The organism is Streptomyces sp. APSN-46.1 (genome assembly GCF_022815725.1).
Lineage (GTDB): Bacteria > Actinomycetota > Actinomycetes > Streptomycetales > Streptomycetaceae > Streptomyces.
The window spans coordinates 387,854-414,175 of record NZ_JALGRF010000001.1; the positions used below are offsets into that span (position 1 = coordinate 387,854).

Here is a 26,322-nt window from a genome sequence, read left to right on the forward strand (position 1 = left end):
AGGAGTTGACCAAATTACCCACCGAAAGTCTTCGACTCTTCACGCATCTTGACGCCGTTGCGCCCCGTCTGCACAGTGGGAGCGCTCCCACTGGTTCAGAGCTTGTGCTCACGCTCTTCGCATCCCCCACTCCCCGAGCCGCGAGGAGAACCATCCGCATGCCAGCACACTCATTACTCCGAGAACGCGGACAACGCGGACAACGCGGACGGCGCCGGCTGCTGACCGCGTCGGCCGCAGCCCTCTCCCTCTCCGTCCCCCTCGGCCTCACGGCCGTCGGAGCCCCCACCGCCGAGGCTGCGGCCGTGCAGTGCGGCGTCGACTACCGGACCAACGACTGGGGATCGGGCTTCACGGCCGAGCTCACCCTCACCAACCGGTCCGCCACCCCGCTCGACGGCTGGACCCTCACCTACGACTACACGGGTGACCAGAAGCTGACCAACGGCTGGAGCGGCACCTGGTCCCAGTCCGGCAGGACCGTCAGCGTCGCCAACGCGGCCTGGAACAGGACCGTCGCCGCAGGCGCGGCCGTCACCGCCGGCGCCCAGTTCACCTACAGCGGGACCAACGCCGCCCCCACCTCCTTCGCGGTCAACGGCACCTCGTGCACCGGAGCCCACCCGCCCCCGGTCGCCGTCCTGACCAGCCCCGCCGCGGGCGCCGTCTACACCGAGGGCGACCCCGTCCCGCTCGCCGCCACCGCCGCCGCGGCCGACGGCGCCACCGTCGGCAAGGTCGAGTTCTACAGCGACACCACGCTCCTGGGCACGGACACCACGGCGCCCTTCACCCTCGGCGCCACCGGCCTCGGCGCCGGTTCCCATTCCCTCTACGCCAAGGCGTACGACAGCCTCGGCGCCTCCGCCGAGTCGGCCCCCGTCGGCATCACCGTAGCCGCCGGCCCCGCACTCGTCGCCGCTCCCGCGCAGCTCTCCGTACGCCGGGGGGAGACGGGCACCTTCGATCTGAAGCTCTCCACCCAGCCGGCCACGAACGTCACGGTGAGCGTCGCCCGTACCTCGGGCAACACCGACCTCACCGCGACGCCCACCACGCTCACGTTCACCCCGGCGAACTGGAACACCGCCCAGAAGGTGACGGTCGCGGCCGGGACCGCCGGCAGCGGCTCCGCCGTCTTCACCGCGACCGCCCCCGGCCATGCGAAGGCCGAGGTCACCGCCGCCCAGCTGGCCGCCGACTCCACGTACGACGCCCGCTTCCTCGACCTCCACGGCAAGATCACCAACCCGGCCAACGGCTACTTCTCGCCCGAGGGCATCCCGTACCACTCCGTCGAGACGGTGATCGTGGAGGCCCCGGACCACGGGCACGAGACGACCTCGGAGGCGTACAGCTATCTGATCTGGCTCCAGGCGATGTACGGGAAGATCACCGGGGACTGGACCAAGTTCAACGGCGCGTGGGACACCATGGAGAAGTTCATGATCCCCACCCACGCGGACCAGCCCACGACCGGCTCCTACAACGCCTCCAAGCCCGCCACCTACGCCCCCGAGCACGACCTTCCGTCGCAGTACCCGGCCAAGCTCGACGGCGGAGTCACCGCCGGCGCCGACCCGATCGCCGGCGAGCTGAAGAGCGCGTACGGCACGGACGACATCTACGGCATGCACTGGCTCCAGGACGTCGACAACGTCTACGGCTACGGCAACGAGCCCGGAAAGTGCTCCGCCGGACCGACCGCGACCGGACCCTCGTACATCAACACCTTCCAGCGCGGGCCCCAGGAGTCGGTCTGGGAGACCGTTCCGCACCCCACCTGCGACAACTTCACCTTCGGTGGCAAGAACGGCTACCTCGACCTCTTCACGGGGGACTCCTCCTACGCCAAGCAGTGGAAGTTCACCAATGCCCCGGACGCCGACGCCCGTGCCGTCCAGGCCGCCTACTGGGCCGACGTCTGGGCCAAGGAACAGGGCAAGGGAACCCAGGTCACCGCGACCGTCTCCAAGGCGGCCAAGATGGGCGACTACCTTCGGTACTCCATGTTCGACAAGTACTTCAAGAAGTCCGGGAACTGCGTCGGGCCGACCGTCTGCCCCGCCGGCACCGGCAAGGACAGCGCGCACTACCTGATGTCCTGGTACTACGCCTGGGGCGGCGCCGCCGACACTTCGGCCGGCTGGTCGTGGCGGATCGGCTCCAGCCACGCCCACGGCGGCTACCAGAACCCGCTGACCGCATACGCGCTCAGCGAGTACGCCCCGCTGAAGCCCAAGTCACCGACCGGCGCGGCGGACTGGGCGACCAGCCTGGACCGGCAGCTGGAGTTCTACCGATGGCTCCAGTCCGACGAGGGCGCCATCGCGGGCGGCGCCACCAACAGCTGGCAGGGGCGGTACGCACAGCCCCCGGCCGGGACCCCCACCTTCCACGGCCTCTTCTACGACGAGAAGCCGGTCTACCACGACCCGGCGTCCAACCAGTGGTTCGGCTTCCAGGCCTGGTCGATGGAGCGGGTCGCCGAGTACTACCGGCAGACGGGCGACGCGGCCGCCAAGACCGTGCTCGACAAGTGGGTCGGCTGGGCCCTGTCGAAGACCACGATCAACCCCGACGGCACCTACCGCATCCCCTCCACGCTCCAGTGGTCGGGCGCCCCCGACACCTGGAACGCGTCCAGTCCCGGCGCCAACGCGGGCCTGCACGTCACCGTCGCCGACTACACCGACGACGTGGGCGTGGCCGCCGCCTACGCCAAGACCCTGACCTACTACGCGGCGAAGTCCGGGCACGCCGAGGCCAAGCGGGTCTCCAAGGCCCTGCTCGACGGCATGTGGGCCCACCACCAGGACCCGCTGGGCATCGCCGTCCAGGAGACCCGGACCGACTACAACCGCTTCGACGACCCGGTGTACGTGCCCGGCGCGTGGACCGGCACGATGCCGAACGGCGACACGGTGAACTCCTCGTCCACCTTCGCCTCGATCCGCACCTTCTACCAGGACGACCCGGCCTGGCCGAAGATCGAGGCCTACCTCGCGGGCGGCGCCGCGCCCGTCTTCACGTACCACCGGTTCTGGGCCCAGGCGGACATCGCCCTGGCCATGGGCTCGTACGCGGAGCTGCTCGAATAACAGCCCGCCCCGCCTGGAGACGGCACCGCGTACGACGGGGCCGGGCAGATCCGCTTCCCGGGTCTGCCCGGCCCGACGGCTTCGTGCTCAATTTCGTGCTCAATGGGGACGAGTGCCGGTGAAATAGCTGGGGTCCTTGGGGCGCGCCGGGTCATGGCCGGTGGGACGGGGGGCCGGCGCCAGGTGGGGTATGTACTTGGAGCAGTGGATGTAGGCCTCTTCGATGCTCAGATGGACCCACATCTCAGGGCTGCGCCCCGGCGCGACGTCGGTGGGCAGCCCGGGATGGAGGGAGCGTAGGCCCGTGTCGGTGTAGAGCCGGGCCACGCCGTTGACGTGAAGGCCCACGTGGTGGTGGGTGAAGTCCACGAACAGCATGCCGAGGTGGGGGTTCTCGGTCATGTTGCCGGCGCTGGCGAGCACACCGTTCCCGCGGAATTCGGGGTAGGCGAGCGAATGGTCGTCGATCACGTGGACGAATCCCGGGGGCCCCGCCCGGAAACTGGCATCACATTCTCCATGGGAGTCGGCGGTGGCCAAGAAGACCATGGCCTGGCGGCCTATGAAGTCCCGCATCTCGGGTGTGAGGCAGGGGCGCACCTGCTGGTCGTAGAACCGGGCGGCGCGCTCGGCGGTGCCCAGCTGCTGCTGCAACTGGTGTTCACCTGCTGATCCGAAGGGCGGCGGGGGCAAGGTCACGGGGGGTTCTCCTGGCAGGACGAGCAAGCGCTTGGCTTCAGGGAAAGGACAGGACGGGCGTCTCGAACGGGTCGTGATGGATGCGGTCGGGCATGGTGCCGCCGAGCGTGAGCGTCTCGCTGGCGGAGACGACCATCGGGGCCGGTCCGCTGAGATAGACGTCGTGCTGGTACCACGGTCCGTACTCGGCCAGAACCTCCGGCAGGGACCCCCGGATTCCGGGGATGTACTCGTGGGAGACCGCGCCCCTGATGGTCAGCCAGTGGTGGCGCTGAGCCATCCGGAGCATGTCGTCCACCCCGTACAGCTCGGCACCGGTACGGGCACCGAGGAACAGGTCCACCTGATGGCGCCCGCCGCGACGGGCCACCTCTTCGACGAGCGCGCGTATCGGGGCGAGGCCGGTGCCGCCGGCCACACAGAGCAGGTCGTTGAAGACGGCGGCATCCAGCACCATGTCACCCATCGGGGCTCCCAGGTGGACCACGTCGCCCACCGCCGCTCGGTGCACCAGGGCGCTGCTGACAGAGCCGCCGGCCACGGCACGCACGTGAAAGGTGAGGGTGCCGTCCTCACGGGGCGCGTTGGCGGGGGAGTAGTAGCGCCACTGCTTCGGCCACCACGGAGTCTCGACGCTGACGTACTGTCCGGCGGCGTACTCGTAGGGCATGTGGGGCCGTACGGTGATCTCGGCGATGCCGTGTCCGCGCGGGACACGATGCACGACGGTGGCGGGCCACACGGCGGGCCGTACCGCCTCGTCCTCTTCGGCCGCACTGATCATGACCTCGGCGACCGCGCCGTACGCCTTGGTCCACGCGGCGGCGATGTCCGCGGTCCACGCGGGGCCGGCGTAGCGGGCCAGAGAGGCGAGGAGGCACTCGCCCACGGCCGGGAAGTGCGCGCTGAGCGTGCCGAATTTGCGGTGGTCGCGTCCGAGGTGTCCACAGAAGCGAACCAGGTTCTCAGGGTCGTCGACCAGGTCCACGATGCGCAGCAGTGCGCGCAGCAAGCGGTCGCGTTGGGCGTCCATCCCCGGCGGGAACATCGGACGGACTTCGGGGTAGCGGGCGAACAGGATCGCGTAGAAGTAGACCGTCATTTCTGCGGCAAGTGGTTCCACCACCGACACAGAGGCGCGAATGAGGTCTATTTCGCGGGCCGACAAAGGTGGCTCCTGCGCGACCTCCGGCTCGAAGGCAGGGACGGCCGGGGCGGGTGCCGGGGCTTCCGGAAACGGGAGCGCGGAACGGGGGCCTGCGCGATTGATCCGGAATCTCAACGGAGCAGCGCTCCTCCATCCGCTATTCGAGATGGCGCGGTGATCGGGCTGTCGAATGTGGCGGTCATGAGTCCTCATCGGGGGTCGGGAGCGCCGAACGGATCAAGCGGTTCCGGACGCTACATGACCGCGCAGGTGACGCAGAAGTAACAAAGGGGTATGACCGCCATGCCCCGATTCCCCCTGAGTAGCCCCCGGTCCTCAGCCCGAGACGGCCTCGGCCCAGCCGCGGTTGACGGTCCGTCTCGCCTTCTCCGTCTGTGCCTCCGTCGGAAACGCCGGCGTGCCCTCGACCGTCGGCAGTTTCTCCGCGGCGGCCGTGTCCAGGGTGCCGTCCTTCTCCATGGCGTCCATGAGGACGGGGCGGGCATAGGCGCCGAGCCGGATGTTCTGGCCTTCCGGGCTGAAGAGGTATTCCTGCCACAGACGTGCCGCCGCGGGGTGCGGGGCTTCTTTGTTCACCCCGTTCGCGTAGTACTGGGCGAAGCTGCCGTCGAAGGGGATGGCGGTCCGCCAGTCGACGTCCGTGCCCTTCTCGCGGAATTCGTCGGCGTATCCGAGGTTGAGGAAGTCCCAGTCGACGCTGATCGGGGTCTGGCCCGTCGCGATCGTGGCCGGGGTGGATTCGACCGGGATGAAGTTACCGTTCTTGCTGAGCTCGGCGAAGAAGTCGATGCCGGGCTGGATGTCGTCGAAGGAACCCCCGTTCGCCAGGGCCGCCGCGTACACCCCGGCGAAGGCGGCGCCGGACTTGGTGGGGTCGCCGTTGAGCGAGACCTGGCCCTTGTACTCGGGCTTGCGCAGGTCGGCGAAGGTCGCGGGGCAGGTCTTGACGCGCTTGGCGTCACAGCCGATCGAGATGTAGCCGCCGTAGTTGTTGTACCAGCGGGCCTTCGGGTCCTTCTGTTCCTTGGGGATCTCGTCGTACGCGGCGACCTCGTACGGAGCGAGCAGGCCCTGCCGGGCCGCGGACTGCGCGAACGAGTCCCCCACGTCGATCACGTCGGGGGCCTGGCCTCCGCCCCTGTGCTCCTTCAGGGCGTTGATCTCGTCCTGGCTGGTACCTTCCGGGTTCTCCACCATGACCTTGATCCCGTACTTCTTCTCGAAGCCGTCGATCAGTGCGCCGTAGTTGGCCCAGTCCCTCGGGAGCGCGATCGTGTTGAGCGAGCCCTCTTTCTTCGCCGCTGTGGTCAGTGCCGCCATGCCCCCGGCGTCCGCGGCGGAGGTGGCCACCGCAGGTGCTCTGGGCCCGGCGGGGGGCTTGTCTCCGCAGGCGCCGAGGGGCGCCGCCGCGAGGGCCAGGCAGACGGCGACGGAGGCTGTCCGGAGACGGGGTACGGGCACAAAGGCTCCATAACGAGCGGTCGCGTACTGATCGAGGCCAGCGTACGTTCGGCGGCCTCGGCAGCGCGGTCACAGACGGTGGTGTCCGCTGTCTTCCCTGTGTCTTCCCTGCGGCTGCCGTACCGGCGCGTTCTCAGAACCGCTCGTCGTCCCACCCGGCCAGGAGCGCCTCCCCGAGATCCATCGCGGGCGGTGCGGCCCCGTCGTGGAGAGCCTGCTCGCTCCAGATGATCTTGCCGCGAGCGGTGTAGCGGGTGCCCCAGCGCTCGGCGAACTGCGCGACGAGGAACAGGCCGCGGCCGCCCTCGTCGGTGGCCTTGGCCCGGCGCAGGTGCGGGGAGGTGCTGGACCCGTCGGAGACCTCGCAGATCAGGCTCCGGTCGTACAGCAGCCTCACCCTGATGGGCTCGGTGCCGTAGCGGATGGCGTTGGTTATCAGTTCGCTGAGGATGAGTTCCGTGGTGAAGGCGATGTCCTCCAGGCCCCAGTCCGCCAGTCTGCGGGCGCAGGCGTTGCGCACCGGGGACACCGCCGCGGGGTCGGGGGACACGTCCCACTCGGCGATCCGCGCGGGGTCCAGTCGGCGGGTGCGGGCCACCAGCAGCGCGACGTCGTCGCTGGGCCTGGTGGACAGCATCGCGTCGATCACCGCGGTGCAGGTTTCCTCCGGGGTGCGGGCGGGCCCGGCCAGGGCGGCGCGCAGCGCTGCCAGGCCGACGTCCGGATCGCGGTCGCGGCTCTCGATCAGCCCGTCGGTGAAGAGCGCCAGCCGGGAGCCTTCGGGCAGGGTGAGCGCCATGGTCTCCATCGGCATCCCCGCGCCCAGACCCAGCGGCGGGGAGACCGGCACCTCGGGGAAGGACACGGTTCCGTCGGGGCGGACCAGAGCGGGGCCCGGATGACCGGCGGTGGCGGCCGTCACCTGCCCCGAGACGGGATCGTAGACGGCGCACAGGCAGGTGGCTCCGGTGATCCCCTGCCACTCCTGCTCATCGCTGTCGATGTGGGCGACCAGCTCGTCCAGGTGGCTCAGGAGCTCGTCCGGGGGCAGGTCGAGGGTGGAGAAGTTGTACACGGCGGTGCGCAGGCGGCCCATGGTGGCGGCGGCGTGCAGACCGTGGCCGACGACGTCGCCGACCACCAGGGCCACTCGGGCGCCGGGCAGCGGGATGACGTCGAACCAGTCACCGCCCACCCCGGCCTGGGCGGCCAGATAGCGGTGCGCGACCTCGACGGCGGACTGCTCCGGTACGCCCCGGGGCAGCAGGCTGCGCTGCAGGGTGACGGCCATGGTGTGCTCGCGGGTGTAGCGGCGGGCATTGTCGACGGACACCGCCGCCCGGGCGGTCAGCTCCTCGGCGAAGGACACATCCTCCTCGTCGAACGGCGGGGAGTCCTGCCCCCGCCAGTAGCCGGCCATCCCCAGCACCACGCCCCGGGCCCGCAGGGGCACGACGATCAGGGAGTGGATGCCGCGGTCCAGGATCTGCAGGGCGTTGGCCTGGTTCTGGGCCCGCCAGCGATGGGTGGCGCGCAGGTCCGCCTCCAGGACCGCATGGCCGTCGGCCAGCCCGGCGGCCATGGGACCGGTGGGAGCGAACCGGACCAGCTCGCCGACGGCGGAGAGCGGGTGGTCGCCCTGAAGGCCGGCGACGGCGGTGCGGCGCATCTCGGTGATCGCTTCGGGCGGCTCCTCGCCGCGCAGCACGGGGTCCAGCAGGTCGACCGTGACCACGTCGGCGAACCGCGGGACCGCCACCTCCGCCAGTTCCTCCGCGGTGCGCTCCACGTTCAGCGTCGTTCCGACCTGCACCCCCGCGTCGTAGAGCAACTTCAGCCGCTCGCGGGCCACTTCGGCCCTGCCGGAGAGTGCCCGCAGCTCGGTGGTGTCCCGCAGCGTGACAACGGTCCCGGCCTGCCCGTAGGGGGCGGTGGGCCGGATGTTCACCGCCAGCAGCCGATCGGCTGCCATGTGCAGCTCGTCGGTCGCGGAACGGCCCGATGCGATCGGACCGGCGATCCCCTCTTCCAGACCAAGGTCCGTGACGGGGAGCCCTTCCGCGTCCACCGGCAGATCCAGCAGCCGCCGGGCCTCGTCATTGGCCAGCAGCAGCCGTCCGCCGCCGCCGACGATCAGTACGCCCTCCCGCACCGCGTGCAGCACCGCGTCGTGGTGCTCGTACATCCTCGTCATCTCGGCCGGTCCCAGGCCGTGGGTCCGGCGCAGCAGCCGACGGCTCACCAGAGCCGTCCCGCCCGCCGACACGGCGAGCACCGCGGCCGCGCTGCCGAGGACGACCGGCACCTGCCGGTTCACCATGCTCTGGACGTTCTGGACCGTGACCGGGGAGGAGACGACGGCGATGACGGAGCCGTCGGCGTCCTTGACCGGGACCACCGAGACCACGGACCGCCCCAGGGACCCTTCGAACGTCTCGGTGAAGGACTTGCCGGCCGCCGCCTCGGCGAAGGGGCCGACGACGTGTTTCCCGATCTGTTCCGGGTCGCTGTGGGTGAGGGTGACGCCGTCGAGCGTGTACACGTTGATGCCGTCGACCCCGGCGATCTTCCGGGCCGCCTCGGCGCTCGGCTGTAGCACCGCGCTCGGATGGGGGCTGCGCAGGGCCGCGACGATTCCCGGAGATTCGGCGAACGTTCCGGCGGCGGCGAGCGTACGGTTCCGGGCGTCCAGCATGCCGGCGTTCCGGGCCTGCACCACGAGCGCCACCACCGCGGCGGCGACGAGGAGCACTACGACGGCCAGCTGTATAAGGAACACCTCGCCGGCCACGCTGCGCACGCTCAGCAAGGAGGACAGACGCTGCGGCCGCCGCGCCGTCCTTCCCTTGGGGGGCGAGGCGTGCTCCTGACGCTCCTGGTGGTGTCCTGAGCGGGGATGCCGAGGGGGAGAGGAAGAGCCCGTGGTCCAGCCGAGCAGCCAACGCCGGAAACGTCCAAGGAGATGGCTCATACTCCATTTTCTAACCTCTACGGGTCGTCGGCAGCGGGGAGCGACGATCACCGAGCAGGAACCGTCACCGGTTCCGGCGGCGACCGGACGCCCACGGGGACCGGTGCACCGGAGTGGCGGCCATGCGTCCGGGCAAGGCAGGCTGTACTCATGAGAGCGCCTTTGCGCTCGCCCCCGGGACCGGGAGCCGGCGGCCACCACCAGGTCCTTTTCGCCCTCGCGGAGTGCCTGCCCTTCGCGGTCGCCCTGCTGGTGCTCCTCGTCGAGCTCACGCCGGCGCACTTCGTGTACACCGGCCCCCTGCTGGTTGCGACACCCGCTCTGGCAGCGGTGACGATGGGTCCCAAGGGCACGCTCGCGGCGACGGGAGTGGCCATCGCCATCAGCGTGACCACCGCCACCTACAACCGTGCCTGGGGCGGCCAGCAGGTCTACACGAACTTCCTCGCCCTGTTCCTGGTCGCGGTGGCGAGCTTCATGACGAGCCGCACCGCGCGCACGCGCCAGGAGAAGGAGCTCAACCAGGTCCGCCGGATCGCCACGGCCGCCCAGGATGTCCTGCTGCGGCCCGTGCCGGCCCGGCTGGGCCCCGTCAGGGCGGCCAGCATGTACATGGCGGCCGAGACGGGCGCGCAGATCGGCGGCGATCTGTACGACGCGGTCCAGACCCGGTACGGGGTCCGGATGATCGTCGGGGATGTCCGGGGCAAGGGACTGCCCGCCGTACGGGCCGCCGCGGTCGTGCTGGGCGCATTCCGGGAGTCCGTGCACTACGAGGACGACCTGGTGGAGGTCGTCAACCACTGCGAAGCGGCCCTGCGGCGGGACGCCGCCGCCGCCGACGACGGCGCGGACGCGGGTGCGGGCGCCGACGCCGACGCGGGTGCGGGCGACGGCGCGGGCGTGGCCGGCGGTGACGACGCCCTTCTCGAGGGATTCGTCACCGCGCTCGTGGCCCAGATCCCGGACAGTCCCCACGTCGAGGTGATCAACCGGGGCCATCCGCCCCCGCTGCTGCAGCGCAACGGCACGGTCCGGTCCCTGATGCCCAGCTCCCCCTTGCCGCCGTTGGGTCTCGAGGAATTCATCAGCGGTCCTCCCGCGCGGATGGACAGCTATCCGTTCGCACCGGGGGACCGGCTGCTGTTGTGCACCGACGGCGTCATCGAGGCCCGCGACCGGGACAGCGCCTTCTTCGACTTGCCCGAGGCCATGATGACCATGCGGGACCACACCCGGCAGGCGTTCCTGGAGGGCCTGCGCCAGGCATTGGTCCGCCACACCCAGGGCCGCCTGATGGACGATGTGGCGGTCATCCTTCTCGACCGGCGCGAGGACGAGGGGCCCGGGTCGACCGGAGGCCCGGCCCAGGGTCCGCGGTAGGCCCCGTCCCGGTCAGGTCCCGCAGTGCTGATCTACAGGTGACCGCTGGGCGTGATCCCGGATGGGCTCCCAATCGCCCCGGCAGCAGCTCCCCACTCGACCGCTCACCGTTCGAGAAGGGCCCGGAGCGCCTCGGCGATCTCGGCGGGTGCCTCCTCGGCCATGAAGTGGCCGCAGGTCGGCGGCGGTGGTCGGCCGCAGCGAGGACAAGCCTGAGGTAGCGGCGAGGGTCGCCCATGCCGGGCGGGCATCGACCTGCGTACGGCCCACTCCGTCCGAGACCGCCCTCCGGACGGCGGTACGCAAGGTAATGGACACCCCGGCCTTCCGGAGCAAACGCCGCTGCCCTGGCTGCCCAGTACGGTGCCGTCCGGTCCGGCCCCCGTGCCGCCGAACTCATCGAACGGCTGATGCGGAGTCCGCGTGACCGACGCGCGCCTCAGGTAGGTGAACCGGCGCGTCCACGAACACGTAGTGCCCTCCGCGGCCCGCCACGAGCGGCGCCACCGGCGGCGCTCCATAGGCGTACCGGAGCCAGCCTTGCGCGGAGGCACGGACCCCGGCAACGGGCCTTCGCACCGGGCGACTCACCGCCCTTCCGGAGCGCGCCCCGCCCCGATGGCTCGACGGCCCGATCGACCTCGTGGGACACGACTGGGGAGCCCTCCTGGTACGGCATGACGTCGCCCGGCTCTGGCGGAGACCGGATGCGGGGGAGGAGTGGGTGACTTCCGCACTGGAGGTTTCGGATCCCGGCAGCCCCCTCAGCGCGCCGGTCAGCTGCGTGCGGCAGGCGCTCCCGAGGGCGACGCCCTGACGATGGGAGAGAACTTCGACGGGTGATGGCCTTGTCCATCCTCGCCCTGCACCGGTCCGCGACCCCCAATCCGTACGCGCACTGGGGAGCGGAGCTGACGTCCGCGCCAAAGGCTCCGGGCGAGAGCGTCACCACCGTCGACCATCTGGTCATCACCGCCATGGACCCGGTGCCGAACACGCTCGCCGCCTTCAACACCACGGACGCCGTCCGCGTCGTGACCATCAAACCGGTCGGCTACGCCGAGGCCGTCGGGTCAACGCGCTGCACCCGGCGCTCATCGGAGACAGTCCCAAGTGGCGTCACGTGACTGATCACCCGCATGCCTCCCGGACCCCCATCGGACGCCTCGTGACCATGGACGAGATGGCCGACGCCGCGGACTTCCTGCTGCGCAACACCGGCATGAACGCCCACGACCTGCACGTCGATGGCGGCATCCTCATCACCTGAGGGGCCGTTGCGGCCGCGGGGAGGCCCTTGCCGGAGGTTGTTCGGAAGCCACGCTCAGCCGGGCGTGGGCTCCGGCCGTTCTGTCCACACTCAGAGCCCGTGTTGGTCAAGGATGGCCATCAGCTTCCGCTTGCGTTTCTGGTCGGCGCGCAGGGCGGCCAGGTAGGTGGCGAACTCGGCTTCGGTGCCCAGCGTGCGCTGACAGGCGCGGGCGCTGAGCAGCAGCTCCGCAAGGCGTTCGTACGTACTGTCACCGGTCTGCTTGCGCAGCGGCTCGATCCAGCGGAGGTAGACGCTCAGCGCGTCGGCCGGTCGCCGGTCGCGGATCCGGTCGGCAAGGGCAAGCCACTGCCGCTCGTCGGCACAGCCGTCGGTGGCGGCCTGCCAGGCCGGCTGGAGGTCGTTGTCGTCCATGAGTGCGTCGACCAGCAGGGAGCCGTCGTACCAGCGCCCCTTCTTGGGCTGGGCGACGGCCTTCAGCACCTCCAGGGCGCCCGTGCGTTCGACGCTCTGCCAGGTTCCGGCCGCACCCGCCGCCGTACGCAGATGCTGGTAGGCGGCAAGCGAGGGACGGGCACGCAGCAGATTCCGGCGGACCGCGACTACGTCGGCCAGACGGTCGGCCCGCTCATAGCGCTCGCAGACGAAGGCGACCAGGTTGCTGTCGGGTCCCCACTCGGAGGCAGTCTCCCGCAGTCCGCGTTCCGCCCATTCCAGGGCCTCGCCCGGGCGGCCCGCCGCTTCGAGTTCTCTCGCGATCACCAGGTGGGTGTGGCCGTTCGGGGCGAGGTCCGCCGCGTGGACCTCGACCAGCGCGTCCACGCTGTCGCCGTCGGCCTTCAGGAGGCGCTCCATGAGGTACTTCTCCGCCCACCCTTTCGGGTTGGCCCGCCAGGCGGCCACCACCAACGCCCGCGCCCGGGCCAGGCCCGGCTCACCGAGGATCTCCCGGTAGTCGAAGAGGTCGATGTCGGTGGCGTCGTTCACCTCGCTCAGCAGGTACCGCACCAGCCACTCGGCGGTCTCCACCGGGTCGGGCCGGGCAGTCCGGCAGGCATCCAGATGGGCCTCGGCCAGCCGGGTGGCGACGTCCCCGATCAGCCCGTCCGAGTCGTCGATCTCGCCGTACGTGCGCCCCAGAGCCCGGAGAGCCTCGCGGGCCACTTCCACCGCGTCCGCCGACCGGCCGTCCGCCGTCAGCGCTCGCAGTGCGGTGACGGCCTCTGCCGCCTGCCTGCCGTAAGCGTGGGCGTCGGCGTACTCGACGTATCCATAGCGGGCGAAGGGACGGGTGTCGAGGAGGCTCAGGACGCGCTCCCGGACGATGCCGGTGTCCTCGCCGGCGGCGGCCGCGCGCAACTCCAGGCGCCGCCGCAGGTCACGGTCGTCGGAGAGCTGCTCCCGCACCAGGGCGAGCAGCTCCTCCCGAGTGCGGGACTCCAGCCAGCCGTCCAGCAGTCGGGTGCGCGAGGCGGCGGCCGACCGCTGCTGCGGTACGGATTCGGCCTGCCGCAGGACGGCCAGGCCGACCGCCACGCAGTGCTTGCAGAAGTTGCCCTCCCGGCCGTACGGGCAGTCACACCAGCCGGTGAGCCCGCTGTCCTCGTCTTCGGTCAGCTCCACTTCGTAGGCGTCGGTTCCGTCAACGGTGGCGGTGATCGCTTCGTCACCGATCTCCAGCCGTGAGACCGCGGCCAGATAGCCGAGCCCCCGCTCGAACGAGCGTGCCCCCGCCAGTCGGCGAAGGTCTTCCTCGGTGCAACCCAGAGCATGTGTCACGGCATTCATTCAATCGGATGCGCCGTACCCGACGAGGATTCTTTGCCACCTTCCCTCCACGGCCGATGCCCGCTCTGATGCCTCCGCTCTGACCCGACTGTTCCGGCCCCGAGGGGATAGCCGAAGCCCTCGGCTGCTCGGCTTGGTGGGGCAAGGACGGGGCCAGCTGCGGCCACATCCCCCCAACGGAGCACGTACGGTGGCTGCCCGTCCGGGAAGCGGTCTGTCGCGTTGGCGGCGGGGTGCCGCCCTGATCGCGGCCGACCGACTCGCTCCTGCTCCCGTTCTTGATGCGTCGTACAACCATCGGCGCAGCTGGCGAGTCTTGTGCCGTGAAAGAACATTTCCAGGGGGTTTTATCTGTGAAGTTGTCCCGGATCGCCGCGGCGGTCACCACTGCTGCTCTGGCTCCAGCCGTCCTCATCGCGTCACCGGCCTTCGCCGCCGGCAAGGAGGCCGCCACGTCCAGCAATCCGACGGCTCCGACCGCACTTGACCAGGCGGCGACCGACCAGGCCGACAAGGACCAGGCGGAGCAGGACCGCAAGACCATCCTCGCGATCATCGCCGAACCGATGGCCAGCGCGTACATGAAGGAAGCCGGCCACAAGGCCATAGCCGACGGCCCCGCGGCCATGCGCAAGTTCATTGAGACCGACCAGCACAGGATCCGCCTCGACGACTACCGGGTGCTGATCACCCGTCTCCTGAACGGTGCCGGACCCGGCCTGAAGGAAGGCATAAACAAGCTCTTCCGGAGCGACAAGGCGACTCTGGAGCAGCTGCGCCACTTCTACGAGGTCACTCAGCACGAGCTGCGCGACGACGACAACAAGGTCGACATCTCCAGGCTGATCGCCACCGGCGGCCCCGGAATGAGGGAAGAGGGCAAGAAGGCCCTCAAGGGCACTCCCGCCGACCGCATCGCCTTCCTGAAGACGGGGCAGTACCTCGCGCAGGCCTCCGACGACCGGGTCGAGCTCGCCCGCATCGACGAAGGCTGGGACGGCCCCATCCTGAGCGAGGCGATCAGCAAGCTCCTCAACGGTTCCTCGACGCCGGCCGAGCTGCGCCGTTTCCTGGAGGTGACCCAGTACGAGCTGCGCGACCAGGACAACCGTGTCGCGATCGCGAGGATCATCGATGGCGGGGGACCGGAACTGGTCAAGGCCGGCCGCGCCGCTCTGGCGGGCACCGCCGCCGATCGCAGCGATTTCCTGAAGACGGGACAGCACGAGGCACGCGCCAAGGACAAGAAGACCCAGCAGGAGAACGACAAGAACAAGGACCAGCAGGACCAGACCAACCCCGGCACCGGTTCGGGCTCCGGCACCGGCACGGGTGCCAACCCCGGAACCGGCACGGGCTCCGGGACCAGCACCGGTAACACCACCGTCACCCCTCAGGGTGGCAGCGGTTCCCCCCTCGCCGCCACCGGCGCGGGTGACTCGGCTTTCATCGCGGGTGGTGCGGGCACTGCACTCGTCGCCGGCGCAGGCCTCCTGCTCGCCGCGCGGATGCGCCGCGCCGGCTCCGCAAGCTGACCCGGCCACGCACCAGCCGTCAGGGGCCGGCCGCGGTCGCCGCAGCCGGCTCCGCCGCGTCATGCGGCAGGACCGGGCCCCGTGCCCGCGCGAGTTGTGCCGCTTATGCAGGCCGGCGTCCCGCGTTGCGGCCGGGACGGTGGCGGGGGCTGGGGGTGGCGATCCTGGAGGCCGACCCCGAGTGGCCCAGCTCCGGAGAGGGGACGGCTGCGGCTGCTGACTGAGAGATCGGGCTAGCCCGTGACCATGGACAGTGTGCGAGCAGACAGTGGTCCGGTCGCAGGAGCGAGCGGTGCCGGGGCGCGGCCCCCGTCGCGGCCCTCATGGCCTGGACCGAACCCCGTACGGCCGAACGTACCCGCCACTGCGGGCAGCAGCGCGTAGGCCGACGGGTCAGCTGGTCATGCCGAGCAGGGGCGGGGTCAGAGCAGGGGTACAGGGTCACACGGTCGCCAAGCTTCATCGCCGTGCCGCACCGGTTCGACCTGGACGGGCGCCACACGGGATCGGACATCTGCTGCGCGGGAACGTGGGCGGAACAGTGCAGGCGTCCCCATGGACATCGCGATCCGGCCGTTCCGGACCGTCGTCGAGGGCGTCGTCTTCGGGCTCGTGACCGAGGCCCATGGTGTTGATGAGGACGGTGAACACGACTGGGCGGCCGAACTCCACCCCGACCGACTTGAGTTCTCGGCGCCCTGGGACGGCGCGTACGACACCTGACCGCCGGGGCGGGGCCGGGCGGGGGCCGGGCGGGGGCCGGGCCGATCTGCTCGGACCGGTCGCGTCGCCACCGCGGCTACCGACGACCGACGTGGGGAGGGCCTCGGGAAAGGTTGTGCGATTGTCGGTGCGGCGTGATAGTCACTACCCTCACGGGAGGTGATCAATGCCCTCCCCCGTTCGAACGTAGCAAGGGGTGGGGGCATGGCATTGCTCCGTCAATGGGGACTGATGCTGGGGAAATGGGCAGGTAGGCCCGTCGCGCGGGTCCAGAAGGACTCGGGCGATCCCGACGTGCGGCGCGTGCGCGAGGCCGCCGCGGCAGCGGACTGGGCCGCCGTGCGCGAGGTGCTCGAAGCGCGCCCCGAGAGCGACGACCGAACCGAGCTGCTGTGGGCCGTCGGCGATACCGCGGGGGTGGAGCGGTGGATCGCCGGGGTCCTCGAAGCGGATCCCGAGGCCGCCCTGCCCCGGCTCGTTTCTGGTATCCGCCATATCAGCTGGGGCTGGGAGGCGCGGACCGGGGCCCGGGCCAAGGACGTCTCGCGCGAGCAGTTCGAGGTCTTCCACGCGCGGCTGCGTACCGCCGAGGAGTACCTGTACGAGGTTGCGGAGCGCGAGCCGCTGTGGGCCTCGCCCTGGTACGGCCTCCAGATCACCGGCCGCGGCCTCCAGGTCGGGCAGACGACCGCGCGACGCCGCTTCGAGGCGACGGCGCGCCGCGACCCGGACCACCTGGGAGCGCACCAGCAGCAACTGCAGCAGGTCTGCGACAAGTGGGGCGGATCGCACGAGGAGATGCACGCCTTCGCCCGCACGTCTGCGTTCGGCGCCCCCGCCGGAACTCAGCTTGGCCAGCTCGTCGCCATCGCCCACCTCGAACACTGGCTCTCCCTCGACGCCGGACCGGACGCCGCCTACATGCGCCGGCCCGAGGTCACGGCGTCCCTGCGGGAGGCGGCCGACCACTCCTTCCGCCACCCGGACTTCGTTCGCGCCGGAGGGTGGATCCAGGTCCTCAACACCTTCGCGATGGCCTTCTCACTGGCCGGGGACCGTGACATCGCGCGGGAGTGCTTCCGCATCACCGACGGACGCGTGACGGAGTTCCCCTGGTACTACCTGAACGGCTCCGACCCGGCGGCGGCCTACCGCAAGCAGCGGTCGTCCATCGGACGCTGAGACACGGGAGCGACGGGAGCGACGGGAGCGAAAGGAGCGACGGGAGCCGCTGGGGCCGCGAAAGCCCCGCCCGGCCGCCCACCCCTCAGCGGGTGCCCCGGCCAGGACAGCCGGTGCTCCGTGCCACCCTCCCCCGGCAGTCCCCGCCACGCCCGCGCCGCACGCCAGCGCACCCCTTCCGTCCGCTCACCCGCTCACGCCGCCCGTGGCGCGGGGGGCGCCCACCGAAAGACTCCGCCAGGTGCCCAACTCAGAGACTGCCCACACGTTCCAGGTCGACCTGCGCGGCCTGGTCGACCTGCTCTCCCACCACCTCTACTCCAGCCCCCGCGTCTACTTGCGCGAGCTGCTGCAGAACGCCGTAGACGCCATCACCGCCCGGCAAGCCGTCGCCCCCGGCGCGCCCGCTACCATCACGGTGCGCACCGACGACACCCTCACTGTCACGGACACCGGGATCGGACTGACCGAGGCCGACGTCCACCGGTTCCTCGCCACCATCGGCCGCAGCTCCAAGCGGACCCCCGACGGCGTCCTGGACGGTGCCGGCGTCGACGCCGCCCGTGGCGACTTCATCGGCCAGTTCGGCATCGGACTGCTCGCCTGCTTCGTCGTCGCCGACGAGATCACCGTGGTCAGCCGATCCGCCGCCGACCCCTCGGCACCCGCCGTCGAATGGCGCGGCCACTCCGACGGCCGCTACACCATCCGCACCCTGCCCGCCTCGGCCGTGCCCGAGCCGGGCACCACCGTCCGCCTCACCCCGCGCGCCGACAACGCCGAGTGGACCACGCCGCAGCAGGTCGTCTCCCTGGCCCGCCACTACGGCGGACTGCTGCGCCACGAAGTCACCGTCGTCGGACCGCACGGCGAGACACACCAGATCAACGAAACACCCCCGTGGGAACGGACCCACCGCTCCCCGCTGGCCCGCCGCGAGGCGATGACCGCCTACTGCCGCAGCCTCTTCGACTTCACCCCCCTTGACACGATCGAGCTGGACCTGCCGGCCGCCGGGCTGCGTGGCGTCGCCTACGTCCTGCCCACTGCCGTGAGCCCGGCACAGCGCGCCGGCCACCGCGTGCACCTCAAGGGCATGCTCCTCACGGACCAGGCGCCCGAACTGCTCCCGGAGTGGGCGTTCTTCGTCCGCTGCGTCGTCGACACCACCAGCCTGCGACCGACCGCCTCCCGCGAAGCCCTGTACGAGGACGGCACCCTGTCCGCCGTGCGGGACGCCCTGGGCGACCGGATCCGCGACTGGCTCACCGGACTCGCCGCGAGCGACCCGTCCCTGCTGCACCGCTTCATCGACACGCACCACCTCGCCGTCAAGGCGCTCGCCCGCTACGACGACGAGCTGCTGCGCATCGTGCTGCCGTGGCTGCCGTTCGAGACCACCGACGGCAACGTCACGCTGGAGGAGTTCGCGCGGACGCACCCGACCCTGCTGGTCACGCGTAGCGTCGAGGAGTTCCGCCAGGTAGCGCCCATCGCCTCGGCCGCCGGACTGGGCGTCATCAATGGCGGCTACACGTACGACCGCGACCTCGTGCACCGGCTGCCGGAGATCCGCCCGGGCACGGCCGTCACCGACCTCGACCCGGCCACCGTCACGGCCCACCTCGACGCCGTGGACCCGTCCGCCGAACTGCGCGCGGCGGCCTTCCTCGCCGTCGTCCGCGAGACCATCGGCGTCCACGACTGCGACGTCGTCCTGCGCGACTTCCAGCCCGTCACCGCCCCCGCCCTGCTCCTCGACAACCGGGACGCCCGCCACGAGCGGACCCGGTCGAGCCTCGCCGCCGACAGCGACGGCCTGTGGGCCGACATCCTCGGCTCGCTGCGCCACGAGACCCCGCGGGCCCAGCTCGTCCTGAACCACCTCAACCCGCTGGTCCGCCAGGCCATCACCATCACGGAGCGCGGACTGGCCGTCACGACCGCCGAGGCCCTCTACGGCCAGGCCCTCCTCCTCAGCCGCCGTCCCCTGCGCGCGAGCGAGAGCGCCCTGCTCAACCGGGCCTTCATCGGCCTGCTCACCCACGCCATGCACCACCCCGGTACGGCGGCACCCGGCTCCGAGCCCCGGAAGGAACTGTAGATGCTGGACACCCCCGAGGCCGTCGTCGAAGCGCTCCGCGAGAACAACGACCGCCCCCACGGCCTGCAGCGCACCATCACCGCCGAGGAGATCGTCGAGGCGGCCGCATCCTTCGACGAACCCGACAAGCCCGACGTCCTCGTCACCGCCCTGCTGGAGCTGATGGAGGCGTACGAATACACCGGCGAGCACCGCAAGTCGCCCGTCGTATTCGCCCGGGTGCTGGGGCTCTGGGACACCGCCCCCGAAGCCTTCAGCCAGTGGGAGGCCCACCAGGTCTTCTGGCGATTCAAGTGGGTGACGACCTCCCTGCTCCAGGTACCCGACATGCCCCTGACCACCATCCAGGGGTGGATTGACCGGATGCGCACCCGCTACGAGGACGCCGACCACGGCATGCAGCCGGTCGCGGCGATGCGCTACCACGTCGCGTACCACACGGGCGAAGGCCTCGCCGACGCCTACGATCTCTGGGTCACCCGCCCCCGTACCGAGCTGAGCGACTGCGAGGCCTGCGAGACCCGGCACCTCGCCGTGCACCGGGTGACCTCGGGCGACGACGCCGGAGCGCTGGACATCTGGCAGCCGGTCCTCGGCGGGGGCATGAGCTGCACCGAGGAACCGCAGATGAGCCAGGCGCGGGCCCTCCTGCCCCTGCTGCGCGCCGGCCGCACCGACGAGGCCCGCTCCCACCACCTCACCGGCTACCGCCTGGTTCGGGGCAACACCGGCATGCAGGACGAGGTCGGCCTCCACCTCGAGTTCTGCGCCCTCTCCCGCAACGATGGGCGGGGGCTGGAGATCCTCGCGGAGAACCGCCCGCTGTTCGAGGCGACCGGCGCACCGCTGGCCCGCCTCGGCTTCCTCACCGGCGCCGAAGTACTGCTGGCGCGCCTCGCCGAGGACGGACACACCGACACGGCCGTCGCCGGCCCGCCCGGACGCAACTGGACCGCCGGTGAACTCCTCGCCCACGTCCGCGCCGAGGCGGACCGGCTCACCACGGCGTTCGACGCGCGCAACGCCACCACCGCAGTGGGGGACGCGCGCCGCAGGCGCCTCGACCAGCGCCCGCTGCTCGCGGAGCCGCTGCCCCTCGGCCTGCACACGTCCCTCACGCGTCCCGCCGCGGCGAACGCCACGGCAACCGCCGCCCCCGTCTCCTCCCTGGCAGTGGACGTCCCCCAGGACTTCGTCGCCCTGGTGCGCGAAGCACGCCGCCTGGGTCTCGCGGGGCATCCGGGAGAGAGCCGGCTCTGGACCCGCATCGAGGAGCGCCTCGCCGACGGAAGCGCCACGTACGACGACGAACTCGGCCCGGAGGAACTGCTGCGGGCCGAGCTCGCCGAGCAGCGTGCGTTCCGGCTGTCCAAGGAGGACCGCGACGCGGAGAGCACCGCCGAGCTGAAGCGGGCCGCCGAACTGTACGAGGGACTGGGCATGCCCTGGCACGCGCTCTCCGCGCGCGCCCGCAGCCTGGCCTGGCTGAGCGCCTCGGACGAGGCCGACCACGAGGCGAGGCGCACCGACCTCGACGCCGTCCTGGGCGAGGCCGAACTCCTCAAGACGGAAGCCCCCTTGACGTCCGCTGCGTCGGAGGTCGAGCTGGAGTACCTCACCGTGCTCTACGCCGCCACCTTCGCCGCCTACCAGGAGGCGGTGCGGAACCTGCCCGAGCCCACGGTCCCCGCCATGGAACGCTTCGAGGAGCGTGCAGGGACGCTGCGGGCGGAGGCGGAGCGCCTGTCGGTGCCCCACCAAGTGGCCAACGCGCTCCAGCTCGCCGCGGACCTGGCCACCCGCAGCGGTGACCCCGAACGCGCCGAAGAGGGCCTGCGGGCCGCTCTCGCGGCCGTGGACGCCTCCGACCGGCCCTGGCGCGGTTCGCGCCCGCGCGCCCTGCTCGCCCAGCTGATGCTCGGCAAGGGGGAGCCGGCCGAGGCGGCGGAACTCCTGCACCGGGCGCTCGCCGACACGGTCCGGTACGACGACACCGACTTCGCGGTGGCTCCGACGTACGCCCTCCTCGGGCACGCGGCCTCGCACCTCGACGACGTGAACGGCGCGGTGCGTCACCTCTCGGAGGCGGCCGCGCGGTTCGACCAGGACGGCGCGCACGACGAGGCCACCGACGTACGGCTCCAGCTCGCCGACGTCCTGGCCCGGGCCGGCCGGCAGGCCGACGCGGTCGCCGTCCTGGAATCAGTCCTCGCCGGTGAGGCCGCGGCCTCGGGCGACGAGCGGGCACTGGCCCAGGCCCGCCTGACGCTGGCGCGCGGACTGCGGGAACTGGGGGAGTACCTGCCTGCGGCCGAGGAGTTCCTGCGGCTCGCGGACGCCGTCGCCGCCTGGGAGGACGACGACCGCCGGGTCCTCACCCTGGTGGCGGCGGAGGCGGCCGGCGCGCTGGCGATGGCCGACCGGTGGGAGGCGGCGGCGACGGCGTACGAGCGCGCCGTCGCCGCGCACGCCGAGGCGCCGGACACGCCCCTGATCATCCACATGATGTGCGAGTTCGCCCGGCTCACCCTCCAGGCCAGGGGACCCGAAGGCCTGGACACGGCCCTCGACCACCTGACGCAGGCCGATGCGCTCCTCGCCGCCGTACCGGAAGACACCGACGACTTCGCCATCTGGTACGAACGCGGCAACGTGCACTACCGCCGCGCCCGCGTCCTCGCGGAGGCCGAACGCTTCGAGCAGGCCCTGGCCGAGGTGGAGGCCGCCGTCGCCGCACACGAGGAAGGCGGGGAACAGGGCGAGGTACCGCGCGCCGAAGCGGTCCGGATCGCGGCCCTCATCGAGGGCAACGGCCTCGCCCGCTTCAAGGAGGCGGTGGCCCGCCTGACCACGGCCGCCGCCCGCTGCCGCGCGGCCGACCTCCCGGAAGCCGCCCACATCCTCGACGCCCTGCGCGAGGACTACACGAAGCGGTAGCACCGGCGAGCAGCGGTGCCCTGCCGGGGGACGGCCTCTCGGCAGGGCATCCCGGTGTGCTCCCGTATCCATGCGGCATCTGACAGCTGCGCTGAAGGGCCAGAGCCTTGATGGGCCGCACGCTGAACAGACTCGTCCTGCCTGACCGCCGTTGCGGCTGTCCAGGCCCCGCGATAGCGGGGCTGGGACCGATTGACTTCCCCCAGCAGCAGGACGAGCTGCCCCTCACTGCTGCTGGCCGCCGCCCGAGGCCATGGTCGTTGAGCTCGGTCTGCCGAGTGCCTTGCAGCCATGGGAGGGCGGCGCGGGCCTCCTCTCTTCAGGACGAAGCCCAAGTACGGCAGCGGTTCGCCGGTGTCGGTCCGAATGAGGACGGACAGGACAAGGTCGTCTCTGTGGAAGACACTGTCCACTGCTGTGAGCATGTCCTGGAGGTCCGCATCGTTGAATCGGGACAGGTCCGTCCCAATCGTCTGGCTCAGCCGGCTCCAGGTCGGCCGGGTACCCCAGCAGGCATCGAACTCCAGGGTGCTCAGCCCGAAGATCCAATCCGCCTCATCCTGGCCGGGCCGTACGGTCTCGCCTGCCGGCTCTCAGAACCAGCACCTTCGTTCCTCAGGCGGAAACGCACACGACGGCTGCCTTGGAGATCGAAGCGGACTCCAGTGTCGGCGACAACCATCCGGGCACTGGGGAGATCCGAGCCTGCGGGGCGTTGCCGGCGAACGGACAAGCACTCCAAGCCCGAACCGTGTGCTCTCTCCATCTGGGCCCCGAGGCGCCGGATTCTCCTAAGGAAATCCCAAACTGCGTGCTCCAAGAGCTCGTTGGCGCCTAGCGTCTACGTTTGCGGCATCGCAGGAACGGAACGCGAGACCCCTCGGCTGTGAGCGAGGGCACGTCGGCCTTGCATGACTTGGAGTGGGAGTCGGGTATGGAACAGAAGGTGTTGTTCGTGGTCATGGCCGTTGAACTGGCCGTGATCGCAGCACTGCTCGGTGGAATCCTGAAGAGGGCTGGCGGGGCGGCCATGATTGGGGCGGTTCAGGCGGGAGCCGCGACCTTCGCCGCGACTCTGACGCTGTCCATCCTGACCATGACAGCAGTGGGAATGGTGTGACTGTGGGCGTGCGACACGTGCAACACGTGCAACACGTGCAACGAGCCGCAACGATGTCCGGCGTGCCGACACAGGAGGTGAGCCCGCTGTCAGCCCGCGTACGGCAACTGACGCGCCGCTTGGCGGGTCGCCTGAACGCCCACGATGCCTGCCGAGTCGTCATCGGCCTTGTCTACCTGCGCAACAGGGCGCAAATCGATTCCCTGGACGTCTTCGGGAGCCACGCAAAGCCTTCCTGGTTCTGGCTTGTCGAGCAGGCCAGGGCTCCTCAGCCACTGGGGCCGCACGTGCGGATGGCCCTGACCCAGTGGCTGTCTCCGGCGTTTGCGCCGGCCGACACCGAAGCCGGGAAGGACTACCTGCCGCGACTTCCCGCGACCATAGACGACGATCTCCGCAGCCTTGTGAGGGCGATCGACAAGGTGGATCGCGTGGGGGATCTCCTGGAGCAGTGCCTGGAGGACCTTTCCAACTCACAGGCCAAAGGGGGGCACTACTTCACGCCCCGGGACATCGTGCGACTGATGGTGGCAGCGGCGGCCCCACAGGACGGGCATCACGTGCTCGATCCTGTGTGCGGGTCTGCCGGACTGCTGGCAGAAGCCGATCGACACGTGCGTGAGCAGACTGGACTGCAGCCGAGTCTGGTGCTGACGGGCAGGGATCTTCATGCCGGTACGTTGCAGATTGCGCAGCTCAATCTCGCAGTGCGCGGAATCCCGGCAGACCTCGGTACGCCGGTCGACAGCCTGGCGCAGCCGTCCAGCAGGCCCTACGACATCGTGCTGGCCAATCCGCCTTTCAACGATCCTTCCTGGGGTTCCGAGGTCCCGCCATCGCAGGATCCCCGCTGGCCCGGTATGCCCACTCCGCCACGGGACAAAGCGAACTTCGCCTGGATCCTCCACATCGCACATGCGCTTGCTCCACAAGGGAGGGCTGCGTTCCTGATGGCCGATGGTGCCGCCAGAGGCGTCAGGCCGGCTGAGCGGGCAATCCGGCAGTATCTGGTTCGTGAAGACCTCATCGAGGCCGTAGTGGCATTGCCACCCGGTTTGTTCTCTCACACCCGCATCCCTTGTTGCCTGTGGCTGCTGAACCGGGACAAGAGCCCTCACCGAGGCTGGGGGAGCAGCGACAGAAGGAACAATGTCCTCTTCATCAATGCGCGAAGGGCCAACGAGCGCGTGCCGGGTGCACGGCAGTGGCGCCTCACGGCCGATGGAGCCGAGAAAATTCAGCGCACGCTGGCCGCATGGCGGGGCGCGCTGCCACCGGACGGCGAGCAAGCCCGCTACGAGGACGAGCCGGGCTGGTGCCGTTCCTGCTCCGCGGAGAACATCGCCGAGCACGATTACGAAGTTCTGCCGCTCTCGTACGCGTCGGAGCAGGGCGACGACGACGTGACCGAGCTCTGGCGTATCGATGAACTCAAGCAGGAGCTCTACGGCAAGTTTGAAGAGGCGCATCTCCTGGAGCGCGACTTGCGGCGTATGTTGGAGGAGTTGTGATCCGCGTCCCCATCGAGTCCCGGACCTTCCACCACGGACATCCCGCTCACGCAGCCGGATGGAGTGAGGTCCGGTTGGCCGAGGCCGGCGAAGTCGCGCAGGACGTGAGCATCACGTACGGAATCAGCGACCTCGGGTTTCCGGAGCATCAAGGGGTCGTCCGGATCGGCGACATCCGGCGGGGACGCATCGTCACCGATCAGCCCGGCCGTACAGGTGCAGCCGAGCCGAAGGCCTCGCGGGCTGTACTTCAGGAGGGCGATCTGGCCGTTGTGCTGGTGCGCCGTGTGGGTGACGCGGCGCTGGTCACCGCAGATCACGAGGCATGGATTGCGACGCGAGGTGTCGGGATCATCCGCGCCAAGGACCCGGCCATCGCAAGATGGTTGCGGATCTGGCTTCAGACCCCTCGTGCACGAGCCTGGATCGATCAGCATGTGTCCGCCCACGTCGAACCCACGTTGAGCCTTGACGCACTGAGGAAGATGCCGGTTTCCGTTCCCCCACCGGAGCAGATCCAGAAGATCCATGAGCTGATCACTGTGATCGAGGCCAAGGCGGAACTGAATCTGAGCATCGCAGCCCACGCGATAGAACTCGCTGACGCGTACCACGCCAACTGGGAACGACACAACGCCTCCTGGTCGAGGCGCCAGTTCGGTGCGGTTGCCGACGCGAAGACCGGGACGGGGAAGCCTCCGTCCGAACGCGAAGGGCCCAGGCCGGCGCAGGTCACGCCGTCGGAGATTCTGGGTGCGTCTTTGCCGTACATCGACGGAATCGAATGTCTGGACCTTGCCGCACATCCCGGCGCATTCGGTCCAGGCACGATCCTGGTTGCGACCCGGTCCGGGGGCGCACGTGTGGCGGTCACACGGCGCCCCGCCATCCCGGGACGGGGCGTTCTGGCCGTACGGCCTGCGGAACCCACCGACCTCTTGTGGCTCCTGCACGAACTGCGGTCCCGCTGCGGCGAACTGTCCCAGGTGGCCCAAGGCCGTAGCGCACGCGAGATCACACGTCGCGCTTTCTTGCGGCTGGAGGTTGAGTGGCCCGGCAAGGACGTACGCGAGCAGTTCCATCGTGTAGCCGAACCGATGCACAGCAGGGCCCAGATGGCGGTCGACGAGAATCGGAGTCTGCACGATCTCCGCAGCCGCCTGCTACGCGACATCTCTTCCCGCTCGCGCACCCTGTTCCGGCCCGGGAGCCCGGACCCTCACGGCGGCGTCATGGCTGAGGCGCTGTGAGGCGGCTGTTTGCCGGCGACCACACATGGTGCAGCCACTGCCCTGGGATCTTATCGAGGGAGCGCCTGAGCAGGCGCCGATGGGCTCCAAGCCAGGGTCTCGCATGAGGGTGGCGGCGG

At 70.4% G+C, this 26,322-nt stretch carries 17 protein-coding genes; 12 read left to right on the forward strand and 5 right to left on the reverse strand.

Annotated elements, in window-relative coordinates; translation table 11 throughout:
* Window positions 1-158 precede the first annotated feature (158 nt).
* Window positions 159-3,101, forward strand: coding sequence for a glycoside hydrolase family 48 protein (locus MTF65_RS01750; protein WP_243626368.1), 2,943 nt, complete (start codon window positions 159-161; stop codon window positions 3,099-3,101).
* A 99-nt stretch (window positions 3,102-3,200) separates the two neighbouring features.
* Here the strand turns inward: MTF65_RS01750 and MTF65_RS01755 are convergent, their stop codons facing one another.
* The 4 genes from MTF65_RS01755 to MTF65_RS01770 all read right to left on the reverse strand — a co-directional run bounded on the left by MTF65_RS01755 (window position 3,201) and on the right by MTF65_RS01770 (window position 9,229).
* Window positions 3,201-3,800 carry a pyridoxamine 5'-phosphate oxidase family protein gene (locus MTF65_RS01755; RefSeq protein ID WP_243626369.1) on the reverse strand — a complete coding sequence of 200 codons (600 nt, stop codon included), beginning with the start codon at window positions 3,798-3,800 and terminating at the stop codon, window positions 3,201-3,203.
* A 37-nt stretch (window positions 3,801-3,837) separates the two neighbouring features.
* Window positions 3,838-4,926 (reverse strand): globin domain-containing protein, encoded by a 1,089-nt coding sequence (locus MTF65_RS01760; protein WP_243626370.1) that lies wholly within the window; start codon window positions 4,924-4,926, stop codon window positions 3,838-3,840.
* Window positions 4,927-5,283: 357 nt separating this feature from the next.
* A complete protein-coding gene (locus MTF65_RS01765; RefSeq protein ID WP_243626371.1) occupies window positions 5,284-6,429 on the reverse strand; it encodes an ABC transporter substrate-binding protein in 1,146 nt (381 codons plus the stop codon).
* 133 nt (window positions 6,430-6,562) lie between these two features.
* The gene (locus MTF65_RS01770) at window positions 6,563-9,229 is read right to left on the reverse strand and encodes a SpoIIE family protein phosphatase (RefSeq protein WP_308407084.1); all 2,667 of its coding nucleotides are present in this window, start codon (window positions 9,227-9,229) and stop codon (window positions 6,563-6,565) included.
* A 321-nt stretch (window positions 9,230-9,550) separates the two neighbouring features.
* Here MTF65_RS01770 and MTF65_RS01775 point away from each other — a divergent pair, with 321 nt between their 5' ends.
* The 3 genes from MTF65_RS01775 to MTF65_RS01785 all read left to right on the forward strand — a co-directional run bounded on the left by MTF65_RS01775 (window position 9,551) and on the right by MTF65_RS01785 (window position 12,053).
* Window positions 9,551-10,783 carry a PP2C family protein-serine/threonine phosphatase gene (locus tag MTF65_RS01775; protein WP_243626372.1) on the forward strand — a complete coding sequence of 411 codons (1,233 nt, stop codon included), beginning with the start codon at window positions 9,551-9,553 and terminating at the stop codon, window positions 10,781-10,783.
* Between the two features lie 842 nt (window positions 10,784-11,625).
* Complete coding sequence (locus tag MTF65_RS01780) at window positions 11,626-11,910, forward strand: hypothetical protein (protein WP_243626373.1); 285 nt, start codon at window positions 11,626-11,628, stop codon at window positions 11,908-11,910.
* Window positions 11,880-12,053, forward strand: coding sequence for an SDR family oxidoreductase (locus tag MTF65_RS01785; protein WP_243627264.1), 174 nt, complete (start codon window positions 11,880-11,882; stop codon window positions 12,051-12,053). The genes MTF65_RS01780 and MTF65_RS01785 overlap by 31 nt, the downstream gene beginning before the upstream one ends.
* 90 nt (window positions 12,054-12,143) lie before the next feature.
* Here MTF65_RS01785 and MTF65_RS01790 read toward each other — a convergent pair whose 3' ends face one another.
* Complete coding sequence (locus MTF65_RS01790; RefSeq protein WP_243626374.1) at window positions 12,144-13,832, reverse strand: SWIM zinc finger domain-containing protein; 1,689 nt, start codon at window positions 13,830-13,832, stop codon at window positions 12,144-12,146.
* A 362-nt stretch (window positions 13,833-14,194) separates the two neighbouring features.
* Here MTF65_RS01790 and MTF65_RS01795 point away from each other — a divergent pair, with 362 nt between their 5' ends.
* The 8 genes from MTF65_RS01795 to MTF65_RS01830 all read left to right on the forward strand — a co-directional run bounded on the left by MTF65_RS01795 (window position 14,195) and on the right by MTF65_RS01830 (window position 26,203).
* On the forward strand, window positions 14,195-15,376 hold the full coding sequence (locus tag MTF65_RS01795; RefSeq protein WP_243626375.1) for an ALF repeat-containing protein: 1,182 nt from the start codon (window positions 14,195-14,197) through the stop codon (window positions 15,374-15,376).
* A 555-nt stretch (window positions 15,377-15,931) separates the two neighbouring features.
* Entirely contained in the window at window positions 15,932-16,099 is a 168-nt protein-coding gene (locus MTF65_RS30590; RefSeq protein WP_374207137.1) for a hypothetical protein, read from the forward strand.
* Between the two features lie 204 nt (window positions 16,100-16,303).
* Window positions 16,304-17,281 (forward strand): hypothetical protein, encoded by a 978-nt coding sequence (locus tag MTF65_RS01805; protein ID WP_243626376.1) that lies wholly within the window; start codon window positions 16,304-16,306, stop codon window positions 17,279-17,281.
* A gap of 241 nt (window positions 17,282-17,522) precedes the next feature.
* On the forward strand, window positions 17,523-19,385 hold the full coding sequence (locus MTF65_RS01810) for an HSP90 family protein (RefSeq protein ID WP_243626377.1): 1,863 nt from the start codon (window positions 17,523-17,525) through the stop codon (window positions 19,383-19,385).
* A complete protein-coding gene (locus MTF65_RS01815; protein ID WP_243626378.1) occupies window positions 19,386-22,322 on the forward strand; it encodes a hypothetical protein in 2,937 nt (978 codons plus the stop codon).
* Between the two features lie 934 nt (window positions 22,323-23,256).
* Window positions 23,257-23,442, forward strand: a complete 186-nt coding sequence (locus MTF65_RS01820) for a hypothetical protein (RefSeq protein ID WP_243626379.1) — start codon at window positions 23,257-23,259, stop codon at window positions 23,440-23,442.
* Window positions 23,443-23,504: 62 nt separating this feature from the next.
* Window positions 23,505-24,953, forward strand: coding sequence for an N-6 DNA methylase (locus tag MTF65_RS01825; RefSeq protein WP_243626380.1), 1,449 nt, complete (start codon window positions 23,505-23,507; stop codon window positions 24,951-24,953).
* A gap of 74 nt (window positions 24,954-25,027) precedes the next feature.
* Window positions 25,028-26,203: a hypothetical protein gene (locus MTF65_RS01830; RefSeq protein ID WP_243626381.1), complete on the forward strand. Its 1,176-nt coding sequence runs from the start codon at window positions 25,028-25,030 to the stop codon at window positions 26,201-26,203.
* Window positions 26,204-26,322 lie beyond the last annotated feature (119 nt).

What these genes read in the sequence shown, in the direction of transcription:
- MTF65_RS30590 (WP_374207137.1), top strand. Translation starts at nt 15,932, where the DNA reads ATGGACATCGCGATCCGGCCGTTCCGGACCGTCGTCGAGGGCGTCGTC.
- MTF65_RS01775 (WP_243626372.1), top strand. Translation starts at nt 9,551, where the DNA reads ATGAGAGCGCCTTTGCGCTCGCCCCCGGGACCGGGAGCCGGCGGCCAC.
- MTF65_RS01805 (WP_243626376.1), top strand. Translation starts at nt 16,304, where the DNA reads ATGGCATTGCTCCGTCAATGGGGACTGATGCTGGGGAAATGGGCAGGT.
- MTF65_RS01820 (WP_243626379.1), top strand. Translation starts at nt 23,257, where the DNA reads ATGGAACAGAAGGTGTTGTTCGTGGTCATGGCCGTTGAACTGGCCGTG.
- MTF65_RS01780 (WP_243626373.1), top strand. Translation starts at nt 11,626, where the DNA reads ATGGCCTTGTCCATCCTCGCCCTGCACCGGTCCGCGACCCCCAATCCG.
- MTF65_RS01815 (WP_243626378.1), top strand. Translation starts at nt 19,386, where the DNA reads ATGCTGGACACCCCCGAGGCCGTCGTCGAAGCGCTCCGCGAGAACAAC.
- MTF65_RS01750 (WP_243626368.1), top strand. Translation starts at nt 159, where the DNA reads ATGCCAGCACACTCATTACTCCGAGAACGCGGACAACGCGGACAACGC.